The 16,047-nt window shown below is 59.2% G+C and carries 15 protein-coding genes and 1 tRNA gene; 2 read left to right on the plus strand and 14 right to left on the minus strand.

All coding sequences use genetic code 11. The annotated features are described in order from the left end of the window. Positions 1-21 precede the first annotated feature (21 nt). Positions 22-98: transfer RNA gene (locus tag DES49_RS04895), tRNA-Met, on the plus strand. A 125-nt stretch (positions 99-223) separates the two neighbouring features. Here DES49_RS04895 and glpD read toward each other — a convergent pair. Continuing rightward, positions 224-1,750 (minus strand): glycerol-3-phosphate dehydrogenase, encoded by a 1,527-nt coding sequence (glpD, locus tag DES49_RS04900; RefSeq protein ID WP_133735268.1) that lies wholly within the window; start codon positions 1,748-1,750, stop codon positions 224-226. Between the two features lie 343 nt (positions 1,751-2,093). Between glpD and DES49_RS04905 the strand changes: the two genes are divergently transcribed. Continuing rightward, positions 2,094-3,299, plus strand: a complete 1,206-nt coding sequence (locus DES49_RS04905; RefSeq protein WP_133735269.1) for a TraB/GumN family protein — start codon at positions 2,094-2,096, stop codon at positions 3,297-3,299. Here the strand turns inward: DES49_RS04905 and rnhB are convergent. The 13 genes from rnhB to pyrH all read right to left on the minus strand — a co-directional run bounded on the left by rnhB (position 3,281) and on the right by pyrH (position 16,036). After that, complete coding sequence (rnhB, locus tag DES49_RS04910; RefSeq protein ID WP_133735270.1) at positions 3,281-3,877, minus strand: ribonuclease HII; 597 nt, start codon at positions 3,875-3,877, stop codon at positions 3,281-3,283. The two genes, DES49_RS04905 and rnhB, sit on opposite strands and share 19 nt — an antisense overlap. After that, the gene (gene lpxB / locus DES49_RS04915) at positions 3,870-5,093 is read right to left on the minus strand and encodes a lipid-A-disaccharide synthase (protein ID WP_133735271.1); all 1,224 of its coding nucleotides are present in this window, start codon (positions 5,091-5,093) and stop codon (positions 3,870-3,872) included. Before lpxB ends, rnhB begins: the two co-directional genes overlap by 8 nt. A gap of 6 nt (positions 5,094-5,099) precedes the next feature. Further along, positions 5,100-5,891 carry an acyl-ACP--UDP-N-acetylglucosamine O-acyltransferase gene (lpxA, locus tag DES49_RS04920; protein WP_133735272.1) on the minus strand — a complete coding sequence of 264 codons (792 nt, stop codon included), beginning with the start codon at positions 5,889-5,891 and terminating at the stop codon, positions 5,100-5,102. Beyond that, on the minus strand, positions 5,891-6,325 hold the full coding sequence (fabZ, locus tag DES49_RS04925) for a 3-hydroxyacyl-ACP dehydratase FabZ (protein WP_133735273.1): 435 nt from the start codon (positions 6,323-6,325) through the stop codon (positions 5,891-5,893). The genes lpxA and fabZ overlap by 1 nt, the downstream gene beginning before the upstream one ends. A 15-nt stretch (positions 6,326-6,340) precedes the next feature. Next, a complete protein-coding gene (gene lpxD / locus DES49_RS04930) occupies positions 6,341-7,366 on the minus strand; it encodes a UDP-3-O-(3-hydroxymyristoyl)glucosamine N-acyltransferase (protein ID WP_133735274.1) in 1,026 nt (341 codons plus the stop codon). Between the two features lie 29 nt (positions 7,367-7,395). After that, the gene (locus DES49_RS04935; RefSeq protein ID WP_133735275.1) at positions 7,396-7,914 is read right to left on the minus strand and encodes an OmpH/Skp family outer membrane protein; all 519 of its coding nucleotides are present in this window, start codon (positions 7,912-7,914) and stop codon (positions 7,396-7,398) included. Between the two features lie 83 nt (positions 7,915-7,997). Further along, positions 7,998-10,316 carry an outer membrane protein assembly factor BamA gene (gene bamA, locus DES49_RS04940; protein WP_133735276.1) on the minus strand — a complete coding sequence of 773 codons (2,319 nt, stop codon included), beginning with the start codon at positions 10,314-10,316 and terminating at the stop codon, positions 7,998-8,000. Between the two features lie 144 nt (positions 10,317-10,460). Continuing rightward, positions 10,461-11,810 carry an RIP metalloprotease RseP gene (rseP, locus tag DES49_RS04945; protein WP_133735277.1) on the minus strand — a complete coding sequence of 450 codons (1,350 nt, stop codon included), beginning with the start codon at positions 11,808-11,810 and terminating at the stop codon, positions 10,461-10,463. 3 nt (positions 11,811-11,813) lie between these two features. Next, positions 11,814-13,019: a 1-deoxy-D-xylulose-5-phosphate reductoisomerase gene (gene ispC, locus DES49_RS04950; protein WP_133735278.1), complete on the minus strand. Its 1,206-nt coding sequence runs from the start codon at positions 13,017-13,019 to the stop codon at positions 11,814-11,816. Continuing rightward, on the minus strand, positions 13,016-13,843 hold the full coding sequence (locus tag DES49_RS04955) for a phosphatidate cytidylyltransferase (RefSeq protein WP_133735279.1): 828 nt from the start codon (positions 13,841-13,843) through the stop codon (positions 13,016-13,018). Before DES49_RS04955 ends, ispC begins: the two co-directional genes overlap by 4 nt. Positions 13,844-13,855: 12 nt before the next feature. Then, positions 13,856-14,635, minus strand: coding sequence for a polyprenyl diphosphate synthase (gene uppS, locus DES49_RS04960; RefSeq protein ID WP_133735280.1), 780 nt, complete (start codon positions 14,633-14,635; stop codon positions 13,856-13,858). A gap of 43 nt (positions 14,636-14,678) precedes the next feature. Further along, positions 14,679-15,236 carry a ribosome recycling factor gene (gene frr / locus DES49_RS04965; RefSeq protein ID WP_133735281.1) on the minus strand — a complete coding sequence of 186 codons (558 nt, stop codon included), beginning with the start codon at positions 15,234-15,236 and terminating at the stop codon, positions 14,679-14,681. Positions 15,237-15,295: 59 nt separating this feature from the next. Beyond that, positions 15,296-16,036, minus strand: coding sequence for a UMP kinase (pyrH, locus tag DES49_RS04970; protein WP_133735282.1), 741 nt, complete (start codon positions 16,034-16,036; stop codon positions 15,296-15,298). Positions 16,037-16,047 lie beyond the last annotated feature (11 nt).

Here is a 16,047-nt window from a genome sequence, read left to right on the forward strand (position 1 = left end):
CCTACAGCAGCGATACATTGATGCGGGGTGGAGCAGTCAGGTAGCTCGTCGGGCTCATAACCCGAAGGTCGTAGGTTCGAATCCTGCCCCCGCTACCAGATTTCAAAAAGGCAGATCAGTTCGTTACTGGTCTGCCTTTTTTGCGTTCAGGGCTTCTTCAAAGCTCTGTGACACAGTTGTGACAAAACCGTGACGCGCTGGAGCGAGAACGCACGGGATCGATTCAGGCGCTGCGCCGCGGGGATGCCTCGCCCCTCACCTCTACACAGTCGCGGTTTCCCAGGTACCGCTCCAGGCTGACAACATTCTGCTCGGAGACATACAGGCCCTGCTTGGTGCGACGCCAGAGGACGTCCTCCGCAGTCATCGCCCACTCCTGCTCAACCAGGTAGTCCACTTCGGCTGCATACAGGTTGCCGCCAAAACAGTGCCCCAGGTCCTCCATGCACTCGCAGCCTGTCAGGATACCGTAGGAAAGCGTGCCGTAGGTTCGCACAAAGCGCTTGACCAACCCATTGTCCAGCCAGGGGAAATCCTCCCTGAGTTGCTTTTCGAGCGCTTCATGGCCACTGAAATCACCCCCCGGCAATGCGGCGTTCTTTGTCCATGCCTCTCCCGCTTTCGGGAAAAACTGACACAGCTTATTGGTTGCCGCCTCGGCAAGCTTTCTGTAAGTCGTAAGCTTGCCGCCAAACACGGAGATCAAAGGAGCCTGATCCTGGCTGACCTCAAAGCTGTAATCCCGGGAGGCTTTCTTAGCATCACCTCCTTCGTCATCCATCAATGGACGGACGCCGGAGTAGGACCAGATGACTTCTTCGGGCTTCAGCTGGCGCTTGAAATGATCATTGACGATATCGAGCAGGTACTCGATTTCTTCCGGTGAAATCCTGGCATTGTTGGGATCGCCCTCGTATTCAACATCCGTCGTACCGATCAGCGAAAATTCATCCTCGTAAGGGATGACGAACACGATACGTTCATCTTCATTCTGAAGAATATAGGCTTCCTGATCCTTGTTGAGTCGGGGCACAACGATGTGACTGCCCTTCACCATCCGGATCGTTTTCGGCGCCTTCATCCCCAGGGAATCCCCGAACAGGCTGCTCACCCAGGGTCCTGCGGCATTGATGACCACTTTGCTTGAAACCACCCATTCATCATTGCTGCACCTATCACGCAGCCTGACCTGCCACTCACGCTCGCCCCGCTCTGCCTGTACACACTTGGTGCGGGTCATAATCGTTGCCCCGCACTGTTGGGCTTTTTTCGCGGCGAGCACCACCAGTCGCGCGTCGTCAGCCCAGCCATCAGAGTATTCAAACCCCTTAACGATATCCGGCTTCAGTGGGTCCGAGCTTCCAAATGTTATTGAGCGCGAACCCGGCAACATTTCCCGCTTGGCCAGATGGTCATAAAGAAACAAGCCAGAGCGGATCAACCATGCCGGGCGCAGATGCGAGCGGTGCGGTAGATGAAAGCGCAAAGGCCACATGATGTGCGGCGCGTTGCGCAGCAGTGACTCGCGCTCTCCCAGGGCTTCCCTGACGAGCCGGAATTCATAGTGCTCCAGATAGCGAAGCCCACCATGAATCAGCTTGCTGCTGCTGGAAGACGTTGCGGATGCCAGGTCATTCATTTCACACAACAGAACCCGCAGTCCCCTGCCCGCCGCATCCATGGCGATACCGGCGCCGTTGACGCCTCCACCAACGACAACGACGTCAAAGGTTTCACGGTCCGTAATCATCCTTGTCTTCTCCTGGCGCAATTCAAAAGAACACGGCTTCTCTCGTGCTCACTTTCCGCTTTCCGGTCCCGGGATTGATTCGGCGTCAGTATGTGAAAGCCCCTTATGTTCGTAAAGGCGTATTTCGAATGCACTCGACAGTTCCCGACGAAATATTGCTATGAATGTGAGGCTCGCCGACACCAGGATGTCACAGGACGCGCGGGGCGACAGGCGGCTATTCAGCAACAGTCTACCTTTGACATCCCCATTTTCAGAAACTTATGCGGCTCACCAGGAAGTTACCTTGTCTCGACTCACTGACTGGGCGACAATCCCGCTTTTGCGCGCAAGAGTCTCATCCATGGCAGGCACCGAACAGACCGGCCCCCGGGCAGTTGTTGAGCATCACGGCACCACCTTTACCCTCGTAGGAACGGCCCATGTGTCCAAGGCTTCTGCCGATGAGGTCTCGGAACTGATCCGTTCCGGTGAGTACGATGCCGTCGCCCTGGAACTCTGCGACTCCCGTTACGAGAACCTCTCCAACCCGGACCGCATGGCCTCCATGGATCTTTTCCAGGTGATCCGCGAGGGCCGGGCCGGTATGGTGGCCGCCAACCTGGCCATGAGCGCCTTCCAGCAGCGCGTTGCCGAACAGTCCGGCATCGAACCGGGCGCGGAGATGCGCGCCGCCCTGCACGAAGCTGAGGTGGCGGGCCTGCCGGTGAGCATGGTGGATCGGGATATCGGCACTACCCTGAAACGGGTCTGGCGCAATGTCTCCTGGTGGCAGCGAATGCAGCTGGGCAGCGGCCTCTTTGCGAGCCTGATCACACGCGAGACAGTCAGCCCCGAGAGCATTGAACAGCTGAAGGAAGGCGACGTCCTCGAATCCACCTTCGCCGAGTTCGCGGAACAGTCCGAAAAACTCTATGAGCCGCTCATCACCGAGCGCGACCGCTACATGGCCCTGAGGCTCATGGAGGACATGGCCGACAAGGGCTACCGAAACGTGCTGGTGGTTATCGGTGCCGGGCACCTGAAAGGCCTGCGCGCCCATCTGGAAGGCGAAAACGCCACAAACCCGGCGGCAGAGCGCGAAGCGCTTGATACCATTCCACCGGGGAGCCGCTTTTTCCAGTACCTTCCCTGGATTGTGGCGGCATTGGTAATCGCCGGGTTTGCCATCGGCTTCAGCCGGGATACGGAACTGGGCATTCAACTGGTCACCGAATGGTTCCTGATCAATGGCGTGCTTTCCGCATTGGGCTCGGCGATTGCCCTGGCCCACCCCCTGACGATTATCGCAACCTTTCTTGCCGCGCCACTCACCTCGCTCAACCCGACAATCGGGGCCGGTTTTGTTGCTGCCGGCGTGGAGCTGCTGGTTCGCCGCCCCAAGGTCGAGGATTTCTCAAACCTCAAACACGACGTCGCAAACGTAAAAGGCTGGTGGCACAACCGGGTATCGCGCACCCTCATGATCTTTATTCTGGCATCTGTGGGCTCGGCGGCCGGCACCTACATTGCCGGGTTCCGGATCTTCGATCAGCTGGTCGGCGGGTAATCCCGAACCGGCGCAAACGAACGCCGGTGCATGGGGCTCGCGCCCTGGGCTTTCAGCGCCTCAATATGGGCCTTGGTGGGATAGCCCTTATGGCCCGCAAGGCCATAGCCTGGATAGTCCCTGTCCATGGCCACCATTTCCCGATCCCGCGTAACCTTGGCGAGGATGCTGGCGGCCGCAATGGCGTCCATCCGGTCATCTCCCTTGACTACGGCCAGTGACGGCCACTGCCATTCGGGGCACCGGTGCCCGTCCACCACCACGAACTCGGGCGCCGGCATCAGGCCCGACACTGCCCGCTCCATCGCAAGCATGGTGGCGCCATGGATATTGAGCCGATCGATCTCCGCCACCTCACAGCGCCCCAGACACCAGGCCAGGGCCCGCTCCCGGATCTGCTCGTAAAGCCCCTCGCGCTTGCGCTCACTGAGCTTCTTGGAGTCGCGCAGGCCCTCCACGGGGTTGTTGGGATCCAGGATAACGGCGGCGGTTACCACCGGCCCGGCCAGGGGCCCTCTTCCCACCTCGTCCACACCGGCCAGCAGGGTACCCTGATAGGGAATAACCGGTTCATCCATGGTCCTGCTCCTCCGTATCCGTGGGCAGGGGCTGCCCTTCGATCAGTGCTGCTATGGCCTCGGCAGCGCGCTCGCTGGCGTTGCGCTGGAGTTGATGATGGATTTTCTCGAACTCCAGGCGCTCACGCTCAATGGTGTCCGTCGAGGTCAGGCGCTGGAGCAGGGCCTGACCGAGCGCCTCCGGGTTGGCGTCCTCCTGCAGGAATTCCGGCAGTATGGGCTCGGGCGCCAGCAGATTGGGCAGGGCCACGTGTTCGATGTAAACCATGCGGGAGACAATCCAGAAGGTCACCGGGTTGATCTGATTGGCAACCACCATGGGGCATTTCAGCAGGGCCGCTTCCAGGGTTGCCGTTCCCGAAAACATCAGGACCGCATCCGCGGCCGTCATCACCTCACGGGAGCGACCATCCACAAGCCGGACATCAAGCTCGTCATAATCAGCCTTCTCCGCCAGAAAGCCCTCGATCTGTTCCCGACGTGCACGGTTAATACAGGGAATCACATAGATGGGTGACAGTTGGCTCTCACGCTTGAGCCAGAGCGCCGCATCCAGAAAAACCGGCCCCAGATGGGCAACCTCACTTCGCCGGCTTCCGGGCAGCATGGCCACCACAGGCCCTTCCTCAGGGAGATCCAGGGCCTGCCGGGCGCCCGCCCGATCCGGCTCATGGGGAATCTGGTCGGCCATGGGGTGGCCCACAAAGCGTACCGGTACGCCATGCTCCTCATAGAACCGGGCCTCGAATGGAAGCAGCGTCAGCATCAGGTCAACGGACTTTGCTATACCCTTGATCCGCCCCCGCCGCCAGGCCCAGACGGAAGGACTGACATAGTGAACCGTGGGGATGCCCGCTTCCCTCACCTGCCGTTCAAGGCCGAGAGTGAAGTCCGGGGAATCAATACCAATCATCACGGCCGGACGATTCTGGAGGCAGTAGTCCCGGATCCGGGCACGAATCTGAAAAAGTTCACGGAGGCGACCGACAATCTCGACCAGCCCCATCACCGAGAGACGTTCCATGGGCACGATGGACTGGAATCCAGCCGCCCGCATGCGCTCGCCACCAATGCCTACAAAATGAGCGCGTGGATAACGTTTCCTGAGGCTCTGAATCAGGTCCGCACCGAGGAGGTCTCCGGAGACTTCCCCGGCAACCATGACGATGACGGGACCAGGTGGGGGCGAGGCAGCATGGGAGAGTACGGGTTGCATGGGGCGTTAGCGCACGATGCCCCGTTCGGCACGCCTGAGGGTCTTCACCAGCAGGGCGACTTCATCATGGCCGACAAACTCACTTTCCAGCTGTCCGATGGCCTGTTCCAGTGTGTTGCCCTCGCGGTAAAGAATCCGGTAGGCGCGACGCAGGTCATGAATGACATCCCGGGCAAAGCCACGACGCTTGAGACCTTCCACGTTGAGACCGTGGGCCTGGGCCGACTGACCACTGGCCATCACGTAGGCCGGGATATCCTTGAGGACAATGCTCCCGCCAGCGCTCATGGAGTACGCCCCCAGATGGCAGAACTGATGCACCATGGTTCCACCCCCCAGAATCACATAATCGTCCACATCCACGTGGCCGGCCAGGGTGGCGCAGTTAGCCAGGATCGCCTGGTTGCCGATCACGCAGTCGTGAGCAACATGGACATAGGCCATAAGCAGGTTGTTATCACCGATGCGGGTTTCCCCGCGATCCTGGACAGTGCCCCGGTGGATGGTGCAACTCTCGCGGATGATGTTGTTATCGCCAATGACCAGGGTCGTGGGCTCGCCCTGGTATTTCATGTCCTGACAGGCTTCACCAACACTGGAGAACTGGAATATCCGGTTGTTCGCGCCAATCGTCGTGGGGCCCTTGATGACCACATGGGACAGGATTTCGGTGTTATCACCGATTTCCACATCCGGACCGATCCAGGTCCATGGACCAACCGTCACTCCCTGACCCAGCTTCGCCGAGGGATCGACAATTGCCTGGGGATGGATCGCCTGGTCCGAACCCGCTGTCATCAGATTGCTCCTTCGGCCGTGATGATTTCGGCCGCGCAGGCCAGGTCATCGCCAACCCAGGCCTTACAGTCGAATTTCCAGATGTTGTGCTTGTCTGCGAGCAGTGTAGACCGGATGACGAGCTGATCGCCAGGCACGACCTGGCGCTTGAAGCGGGCCTTATTGCAACCGGCAAAATAATGGGTGAACCCGTCAGCCGGGCTGCGGCCCACGGTTACAAAGCCGAGTACCCCCGACAGCTGGGCCATGGATTCAATGATCATCACACCCGGCATAATGCGTTTCTGTGGGAAATGCCCCTCAAAGTAATGTTCATTGATCGAGACGTTCTTGAGACCAACAATATACTCACCCTTCTCCACATCGGTTACCCGATCCACAAGCAGAAAGGGATAACGGTGAGGCAGGAATTCCATGATTTCTTCAATATTCATGCCGAAGCCTCGGATTCAGTCGTTGAGTTTCTTTTCAAGTTGGCGCAGCCGCCGGGCCATGTCGTCAAGCTGACGGAAACGGGCCACACTGCGACGCCAGTCGCGGTTTGATTCCACACCGGTTCCGGAGGAATAGACACCAGGTTCATTCAGATTCTTCGTGACCATGGTCATGCCGGTTAAGTGAACGTGATCGGCAATCTTAAGGTGGCCCGCTATGGCTGAGGCGCCACCAAAAATACAGTGCCGGCCAATGTGGGTACTGCCGGCAATGCCGACAAGCGCAGCCATGGCTGAGTGTTCACCTATCTCGACGTTATGGCCGATCTGGACATTATTATCGATCTTCACCCCATCACCGATCACGGTGTCATCCAGGGCACCACGGTCAATGCTCGTATTGGCGCCAACATCGACATCATTGCCAATACGAACGCCGCCAATCTGGGCAATGCGTTCCCAGTGGTCGCTGGCATGGGCGTAACCAAATCCATCCGATCCGATCACCGCGCCACTGCTGATACGGCAACGCTGGCCCAGGACAACGTCGTGGTAAAGGGTGACATTCGCCGCCAGAACTGTCCCCTCACCGACATGGCTGCGCACGCCAATCACGGAACCGGGCCCAATACGGGCGCCGTCCTCGATTCGCGCCTCGGACTCGACAACGACGCCAGCCCCAATAAAGGCGGTACTGGCCACATGAGCAGAGGGCGACACGCTGGCTGACGGATGGATACCGGCTTCCGGCGATGGCTGTGGGTCAAACAGGTGGCTGAGGCGGGCAAAGCCAAGGTAGGGATCGTCCAACAGAAGCGCGTTGACCGGGCACTGATCGGCCAATTCAGGCCGGATCAGCACAGCCGTGGCCTTTGTTTCCGGCAGGTGGCGGGTATATTTCTCATTGGCAAGGAAGGTCACCTGGCCCGGCCGGGCATTATGCACCGTTCCCAGGCCGGTAACCTCGGCTGATTCCTCACCGCGAAGCTCCGCACCCAGAAGCTGTGCCACTTCAGCCAGTGTTTTCCGCAAACCGCTCATCCACACTCCAGCTACTCAATCGCCCATCATCAGGACCCGGATTCGGCCTGTGCATCCAGCAACTCGATCATCTCGTCAGTCAGGTCCAGATCCGGCTTAACATAGATCACTGCTTCGCCGGGGATAATCAGATCGAGGTCATGCTGATCCAGCAGCTTCTCCATGGCCGCGTCCACGGCCGGACGCGACTGCTGGAGGAACTGTTGCTGGCGCTGGCTCACCGCCTGTTCGAACCTGGCGCGGCGCTGCTGGTATTCACGCGCCTTCTGCTCAAATTCGCTTTCGAGGTCGCCGCGCTCCGATTCATTCATCATGGATCCATCGGTTTTCAGCCGCTCCTGCAGCTCTTTCGCCTCCTCCTCCAGGGCCCTGATCGACTCCTGCTCCTTCTTGAGCTCACCCTGAATCACATCGCCAAACTCGCTGCCTGCATCGGACGAGAACACGGCTTCACGCAGATTGACCACGCCAATCCTGTTTTCCGCCAGTACCGGCATCGCCGCCAACAACAGCATCATTACCGCTGTTACCTGTTTTATTCCATGCATCACCACGCTCCTTGATTGATTGTGGTCAATTGTAGTGGGCCCCCATTCTGCCGCCCAATCATTAAATCTTCCAGACCACCCGCTCAGAATTGCTGGCCGAGGGAGAACTGGAATCGTCGGGTATCGTCCTCGGCCTGGCTGTTGAGGGGCTCGGCAAGACTGAACCCAAGCGGACCGATTGCCGTGATCCACTCAAAACTGATCCCGGCCGCATAGCGGATCTCATCCGCGGCGGGGTCAAAGCCGCGTGTGGTATCAAACACGTTTCCGCCATCCACGAATACCGCCGTCCGCATGCTGCGACTGTCCGCGGCGAAGGGCACGGGAAAGATGAGCTGGGCACTGGTTTCAACCAGTACGTTACCACCGAAGGGACGCTCCCTCTGGAACATCGCGTCATCTGCTGGCGTGGATTCATTACCAAGCGAGTTGGCCTCATAACCGCGCACCGAGCCATAACCACCTGCAAAGAAATGCTCATAGAAAGGGGTGGCGTTTACATCACCATACCCGTCGCTATACCCGACTTCCGTTCTCAGCCGTCCAACCCAGCGGTGCCGGCTGTCTATGGGAAAGAAGGAATCCGTTTTGTGCCGGATCTTGAAATAAGTCAGAGCACTGCCCGGAACGGCAGACTCAATACTGAGGCTGTTGCGTGAGCCCGACGTCGGCATCCGGCCCCGGTTGTGGGTATTGCGAACGATGGAACCACTCAGCAGGAAAGCACTCTGAGAGTCTCCCTCCTCATCGATGAAATTGGAGATCTCAACAGCCGGGAAGCGACCTGCTTTGACCCGATTGTAGCTGTACCCCGGCCCGAAGTTCAGCCGGGTGTTATTGCTGATCGGATAGCCAAAGGTCATACGTGCCGTGATGGTATCCAGGACGAAGGAGGAAATGTCCTCCTCTTCAAAATCCGTTTCCCGGGCCTGAAGGCTGAAGCCCCGGCTGACCCCATCCACCGTGTAGAACGGATTGGTATAGGAAATATTGGCGCTGTTCACGGATTGACTGGAATTGACCCCGAAAGAGGCGCGACGCCCTGTCCCGAAGAAGTTCTTCTCGGAAATGTCGGCGCCGAAGATCAAGCCTGAAACCTGGGAGAAACCGATGTTCGCCGAAAGACTCCCGGTGGGCTGTTCTTCCACCGTGTAGGTTACGTCCACCTGGTCGTCGGTGCCGGCAACAGGTGAGGTATCCACGTTGACCTGCTGGAAAAAGCCAGTCCGTTCAAGCTGCGTGCGGGACGACTCGATGCGGTCGCTGGAGGCAACGCCGCCTTCCATCTGCCGCATCTCCTGGCGCAGCACCTCGTCATGGGTCGCGGTATTGCCCCGGAAATGGATGCGGCGCACATAGGTTCGTTTGCCCGGCTGCACCTCAAACACCACGGTCGTGGTCCCATCCTCGTGAACCTGGGGAACGCCTTCAACATTGGCGAAGCTGTAGCCCTCCCGCCCCAGCCGCCGGGTAATCAGGTTACTGGTCATTGTCATCCGCTGCTGGGAGAAGGTTTCTCCCTGCTCAAGCACAATCAGCTTCTCAAGTTCTTCCTTCGGAACAATGAGGTTACCTTCCAGCTTGACCTCGCGAACACTGTACTGGGGCCCCTCATCAATCGCCAGGGTCACAAACACCTTCTGTTTATCCGGTGCAAGTGAGACATTGCTCGATTCCACCGTGAAGTCCACGAAACCATTGTTCAGGTAGTGGGAGCGCAGGGTTTCCAGGTCCCCAGAGAGCTTCTCCCGCGCGTATTTGTCCTTGTTGGTGATGGAGCTCCACCAGCCGGTCTCGCGAAGCGCCATCCGGCTGATGAGGTCACTGTCGCTGTATTCCTCATTGCCGATGATATTGATGTGCTGGATAGCGGCCACGTCACCTTCGTTGATATTGAAGTTGATGGCCACACGATTTCGGGGGAGTTCCTCAACCTCTGCCTGGACATCCGCGTTGTAACGCCCCTGGGCAACATAGGAACGGAGAATTTCAAGCTCGAGACGTTCAAGGGTAGCCCGCTGGAAGATCTGTCCTTCCTCGACGCCGGCCTGGCGCATGCCCTCCATGAGCTGTTCCGTTTCAATATTCTCGTTGCCTTCGACTTCTATATCACTGATGGATGGACGCTCCTCTACCTCCACGATCAGGATGTCACCATCCCGTGCGAGCGATACATCCGAGAAAAGACCTGTACGGAACAGCGTGCGGATGGATTCGGATAGAAGGTTGTTATTGACCCGGTCCCCGATCTCGACTGGAAGTGCCCCGAAGACGTTACCGGCGGAAACCCGCTGCAGGCCCTCGACCTCAATATCGGAGACGGTGAAGGATTCCGGCGCTGCTGTCGGCACCCATAACGCCAGCACCATCGCCGGCAACACATTCCGCAAGAAGCCTTTCATGTAATTAATAGTCGCCTGATTGCAATAGTGACTTGGTAATAGCGCATAACAAGGGTAACGAACCGGCTGTGCCAGAATACATTCTGCGCTATCACGGATTTTATGCCTGACCATGGTGCCAATGCCGGCAAAGCCGGCTAATTCTCACAACCGCAGCACGTCATTGTAAAGTGCCAGGACCATCAACGTACCGATCAACACGAGTCCAACACGCAGCCATATCGCCTGAACGGCCTCGGGCAAAGGCTTTCCCTGAATCCATTCCCAGGCATAAAAAAGGATATGCCCGCCATCCAGAATCGGTATGGGAAGCAGGTTTATGATGCCGAGACTGATGCTGAGGTAGGCGAGAAAGCGCATAAAGGACTCGAAACCGGAGCTGACCGTGGTTTCCGCCACCCGGGCGATGGTGATGGGGCCGCTGATATTGCGGACCGAGAGCAGCCCGCTGGCCATCTTGCCGACCGCCACCAGGGTGGTTCGGGTATCATTCCAGAACTGGCCGAACGCTTCAGGCACCGCTTCTACGGGGCCGAAACGGGTAGCTCGCTGCATTTCCTCCGGCCAGGAGACGGACTGAACACCGGCTCCGATCCGGCCAACCGTTTCGCCATCCTCCAGCTGAGTCTCCTCCGGCGTCACGGCCAGTGTGCGCTCTTCACCCTCCCGACGAATACGCAGGGTCAGTTCGCTGCCGGGGGAAGCGCGGATGATATCAACCAGCTCAAACCAGTCCGCCACCGGTTTACCACCCGCTTCAATGATTTCATCGCCGCTGCGCAGTCCCGCGTCCTCGGCCGGGCTATCAGGCCTGATCTGACCCAGGACGGACGGGATGTCCGGCCGCCAGGGCTCAATGCCGAATTCTCGGACGGGGTCCGGATCACGGGCACCGGAAAGCCAGCCGTTGAGCATCGCCGAGCGCGTAACCTCCCTGCCCTGATCCTGCAGTGACATGGTAACCTGGCCCTGTTCACCGGCGCGCTGCAGCAGTGCCATGCCCACATGACGCCAGGACGGCGTCTCACGCCCATCAACGGCAACCACCTCCATACCCTCGGCAAGCTCCATGCGGGCAGCCGGCGACTCGGGCTCAACACTGCCGACAACCGGGGCAATGGTCGTGAAGCCGATTACACTCAACAGCCAGTAGGCGAATATCGCAAAAATGAAGTTGGCGATAGGGCCCGCAGACGCCACCGCGATGCGTCGTGCCGGGGTCTGGCGATTGAACGCCAGATGACGCTCTTCCTCCGGAACATCCCCTTCCCGCTCATCAAGCATGCGGACATAGCCGCCGAGAGGAATGGCCGCAACAGCGAATTCGGTTCCGTAGCGGTCTTTCCAGAGCAGCAGCGGCTTTCCAAAGCCGACCGAAAAACGCAAAACCCGGATGCCGGCCCGGCGGGCCACCCAGAAATGGCCGAACTCATGGACGGTAACAAGGATCCCGAGGGTAACGATCAGGGCGAGAACGGTCTGAATCACAGCCATGGTCTAATTCTTCTCCCATTCGCGTTGCATGACGGGGCGGGATTCAATGCACTGTGCCGCGTACTCGCGCGCACGCTCGTCCTGCGTCATCACCACCTCAATGGAATCCACGGGGACCGGGGTAATATGGGCCAGCGTCTCTTCCACCACACCGGCAATCCGGGTAAAGGCAATCCGCTCCTCCAGAAACGCCTGCACAGCGACCTCATTGGCCGCATTGAGCACGGCTGGCGCTGTTCCGCCGGCGCGGAATGCTTCGGCGGCAAGCCGCAGGCTCGGGAAGCGCTCCAGGTCCGGTTTTTCAAAGTGAAAGGAGGCGAGCTCGAACAGATCAAGGGAGGCTACGCCGGCGTCGATGCGCTCAGGCCAGCCCAGGGCATTGGCAATCGGCGTGCGCATGTCGGGGCTCCCAAGCTGCGCCAGAACGGACCCGTCCCGATACTCCACCATCGAATGGATGATGCTCTCCGGGTGCACGTGCACCTCGATGTGCTCGGGCGTTGTCTGGAACAGCCAGCACGCCTCTATGAGCTCCAGTCCCTTGTTCATCAGGGTTGCCGAATCCACCGATATTTTCCGGCCCATGGACCAGTTGGGATGGGCGCACGCCTGATCCGGCCTGACCTGTGCCAGTTCTTCCCGGGAGGCATTCCGGAAAGGCCCCCCCGAGGCGGTAAGGAGGATGCGGGTAACGCCAGCATCACCCATGGCAACCGGGTGTGATTGGGGCAGACACTGAAAGATCGCGTTATGCTCGGAATCTATGGGTAAAAGGGTGGCTCCGTAACGCGTCACCGCCTCCATAAACAGCCCACCGGACATGACCAGCGCTTCCTTGTTGGCAAGCAGCACCTTTTTGCCCTGCTCGATGGCTGACAGGGTAGGCACAAGCCCGGCGGCTCCAACAATGGCAGCCATAACCATGTCGACTTCGGAGCTTGCTGCCACCTCACAGAGCCCCTGCTCCCCCGAGAGCGCCTCGGTTCCGGTTCCTGCCAGCGCATCCCGAAGCTCGGAAAGGCGGGAAGGCTCGCTGATGACCGCATAGCGCGGCCGGAACCGCTGGCAAAGGCGGCCAAGTGCTTCAACCTGGCTGTGAGCGCTGAGCGCAAAGACCTGAAACCGCTCCGGGTGACGGGCAATCACATCCAGTGTGCTGGTCCCGATGGAACCGGTCGCTCCCAGGACAGTGACATTCTGTGGTGTCATTTCAGCCATCCAAGCGCCGTAAAGCACAACGCCAGAACCGGTATCGCAACCACCAGGCTGTCCAGGCGGTCCAGCAGGCCGCCGTGCCCCGGCAGCAACTGGCTGCTGTCCTTGATACCCCTGTGGCGCTTGAGCATGCTTTCAAAAAGATCGCCGAATACTGAGGCGACCGCCGTAATCAGGGAGACGAGCAGGAACTGGATAAACACCATCGGCGGCAACTCAAACCACAGCCCCACCCCGGTGGCAAGAAGCGCGACCACCAGAAGCCCACCCCAGACGCCGGCAAGGGTTTTCCCCGGGCTCACGGCCGGCGCCAGCTTACGCTTGCCCAGTGCCCGCCCGGCAAAATAGGCGCCGATATCGGCGGCCCACACAACCAGGAATGTATAGAGAATCAGCAGGAGATTGCTGGTGGCGCCGCCCAACTGCAGGGCACCGACCCGCAGATGGTTGAGTGCCAACCAGGCACCCGCGAGGACAGCAACCCCCATGGCAAGCCTGACGGGAACCGGTGCCCAGACCTGTTCCATGGCGGGGTAACGGACCACGGCAATGGCCACCAGAACCCAGAAAACCATCAGGGCACCCAGGATCGGAATTACCGGCGCCGCATAGCTCAGCCCCATCACCAGAAGGATCACCAGCGCATAACCCCAGCGGCCGGGCTGGGTTTCGATGCCCGCTATGTTGGCCCATTCCCAGCCCGCAATCGCGAGCACAAGCGCCGTAAAGAGCGCGAAGCCTACGGGGGGCAGGAAAAACAGGCCACCAACGATGATGGGGGCCAGAACCAGGGCGGTAATCACTCGCTGTCTGAGCACGAAGGTCTCTCTCTAGTGGGAATCAGTGGTCGCGGTCCTGGCGGATACCTGCTCCGCAGTCCGGCCAAACCGGCGCTGGCGGGAGGAGTAATCCTCAAGCGCGGCCCGCATCTGCTGATGACGGAAATCCGGCCAATACTCGGGCGCAAAGTAGAATTCCGTATAGGCAAACTGCCAGAGCAGGAAGTTGCTGATGCGCTGCTCGCCCCCGGTGCGGATAAGCAGGTCCGGCATGGGTCGATCACCCAGACACAGATAGCGCTGGAACAGGTCTTCCGTGACATCATCCGGGCGAAGTCGACCCGCTTCAATTTCCGCACCAATCCGCCGAGTGGCCTGGGTTATGTCCCACCGGCCCCCGTAATCGGCGGCGACAACAAGCTCCATGTCCGTACAGTGGGCCGTGCTCGCCTCTGCTTCGTCCATATGCGACTGCAGGGTCTTGCTGAACCGGTTGCGATTGCCGATAAAACTCAAACGGATGTTGTTTTCCCGGAGCTTGCGCACCTCCCGGGTCAGCGCCCTCAGGAACAGGGTCATCAGGGCACCCACTTCCTCCTCGGGCCGACGCCAGTTTTCACTGCTGAACGCAAAAAGCGTGAGTATCTCAACGCCCGACTTACCGCAGGTCTCAACAGCCGCCCGCACGGCACTCACCCCGGCTCTATGGCCGGCCACCCCCCTGAGGCCCCTGGCCCGGGCCCAGCGGTTATTGCCATCCATGATCACCGCCACATGCCTTGGGCAGCCCTGCAGTGGCGATATCCGTGTTTCGCGTTCCGTATCTGTCATTCTCGCCTCGGGTGCCAGGGCCGGAGTCTTCCACCGCACGCCCTTACATGGACATCAGGTCGTTTTCCTTTTCCTTCAGCATCTCGTCAATGCGGGCGTTGTGCTTATCGGTCAGCTTCTGGATGTCATCCATCGCCCGCTTCTCCTCGTCCTCGGTGATGTCCTTGTCCTTGAGAAGCTCCTTGAGATCACTATTGACGTCCCGGCGGACATTGCGCACGGCAACACGACCCGATTCCGCCTCATTACGGGCGTGGCGGACGTATTCCTTGCGGCTGTCCTCGGTCAGCGCCGGCATCGGAATACGGATAACTTCACCGGACGTTGCGGGGTTCAGCCCGAGATCCGAGGTCATGATGGCCTTCTCAATCTTGGGAACCATGCTTTTTTCCCAGGGCGAGACGGTCAATGTGCGCGCGTCCTCCACGGCCACATTGGCCACCTGCTGCAAAGGCGTCATCTGGCCATAATAGTCCACCTTCACCTCATCCAGAATGCTGGGATGAGCCCGCCCCGTGCGGATCCGCTTAAAGGCCTTGGTCACCGAGTCAACGGCTTTTTTCATGCGCTCGTCAGCGTCTTTCTTCAGATCATCTATCACTTATCCACCCTCTATTGAATCTGGCCGCTTTCCATTGGTTTCTTTCAATGCCAACAGGTTCAGGCTTCCTCGATCAATGTTCCTTCATCGCCGCCAAGGGCGATCTGCTTGAGTACGCCGGGCTTGTTCATGTTGAAAACCCTAACCGGAAGGTTATGATCACGGCAAAGACAGATGGCCGTCAGGTCCATAACCCCAAGGCGCCGCTCCAGTACTTCATCATACGTCAGGCGCTCATACTTGAACGCATCCGGATTGGTAACCGGATCATCCGAGTAGACACCATCCACCTTGGTTGCCTTGAGCACCACATCGGCATCGATCTCGATTCCTCGCAGACAGGCCGCGGAGTCGGTCGTAAAGAAAGGGTTGCCGGTGCCTGCACAGAACACCACGACATCGCCTCCCTTTAGATCCCGCATCGCCTCGCGACGGTCGTAATGCTCAACGATGCCACTCATTGGGATTGCCGACATCACCCGGCTCTGGATATTGGAGCGCTCCAGGGCATCGCGCATGGCCAGGCCATTCATCATGGTTGCCAGCATCCCCATATGGTCGCCGGTGACCCGGTCCATGCCCGCCTCGCTCAGCGCGGCACCCCGGAAAAGGTTCCCGCCGCCGATCACAATACCCACCTGGACGCCGATCCCCACCAGGGCATCAATCTCAACAGCCATACGATCCAGAACCTTGGGATCAATCCCGAACTCATGCTCCCCGATCAGGGCCTCGCCACTGAGTTTGAGAAGGACGCGATTGTATCGGGTTTGAGCGGTACTCTGCGTGGGTTTGGGCATGGCTGCTGACC

It is taken from the genome of Halospina denitrificans, from assembly GCF_004364635.1.
GTDB classification, from domain to species: Bacteria; Pseudomonadota; Gammaproteobacteria; order Pseudomonadales; family Oleiphilaceae; genus Halospina; species Halospina denitrificans.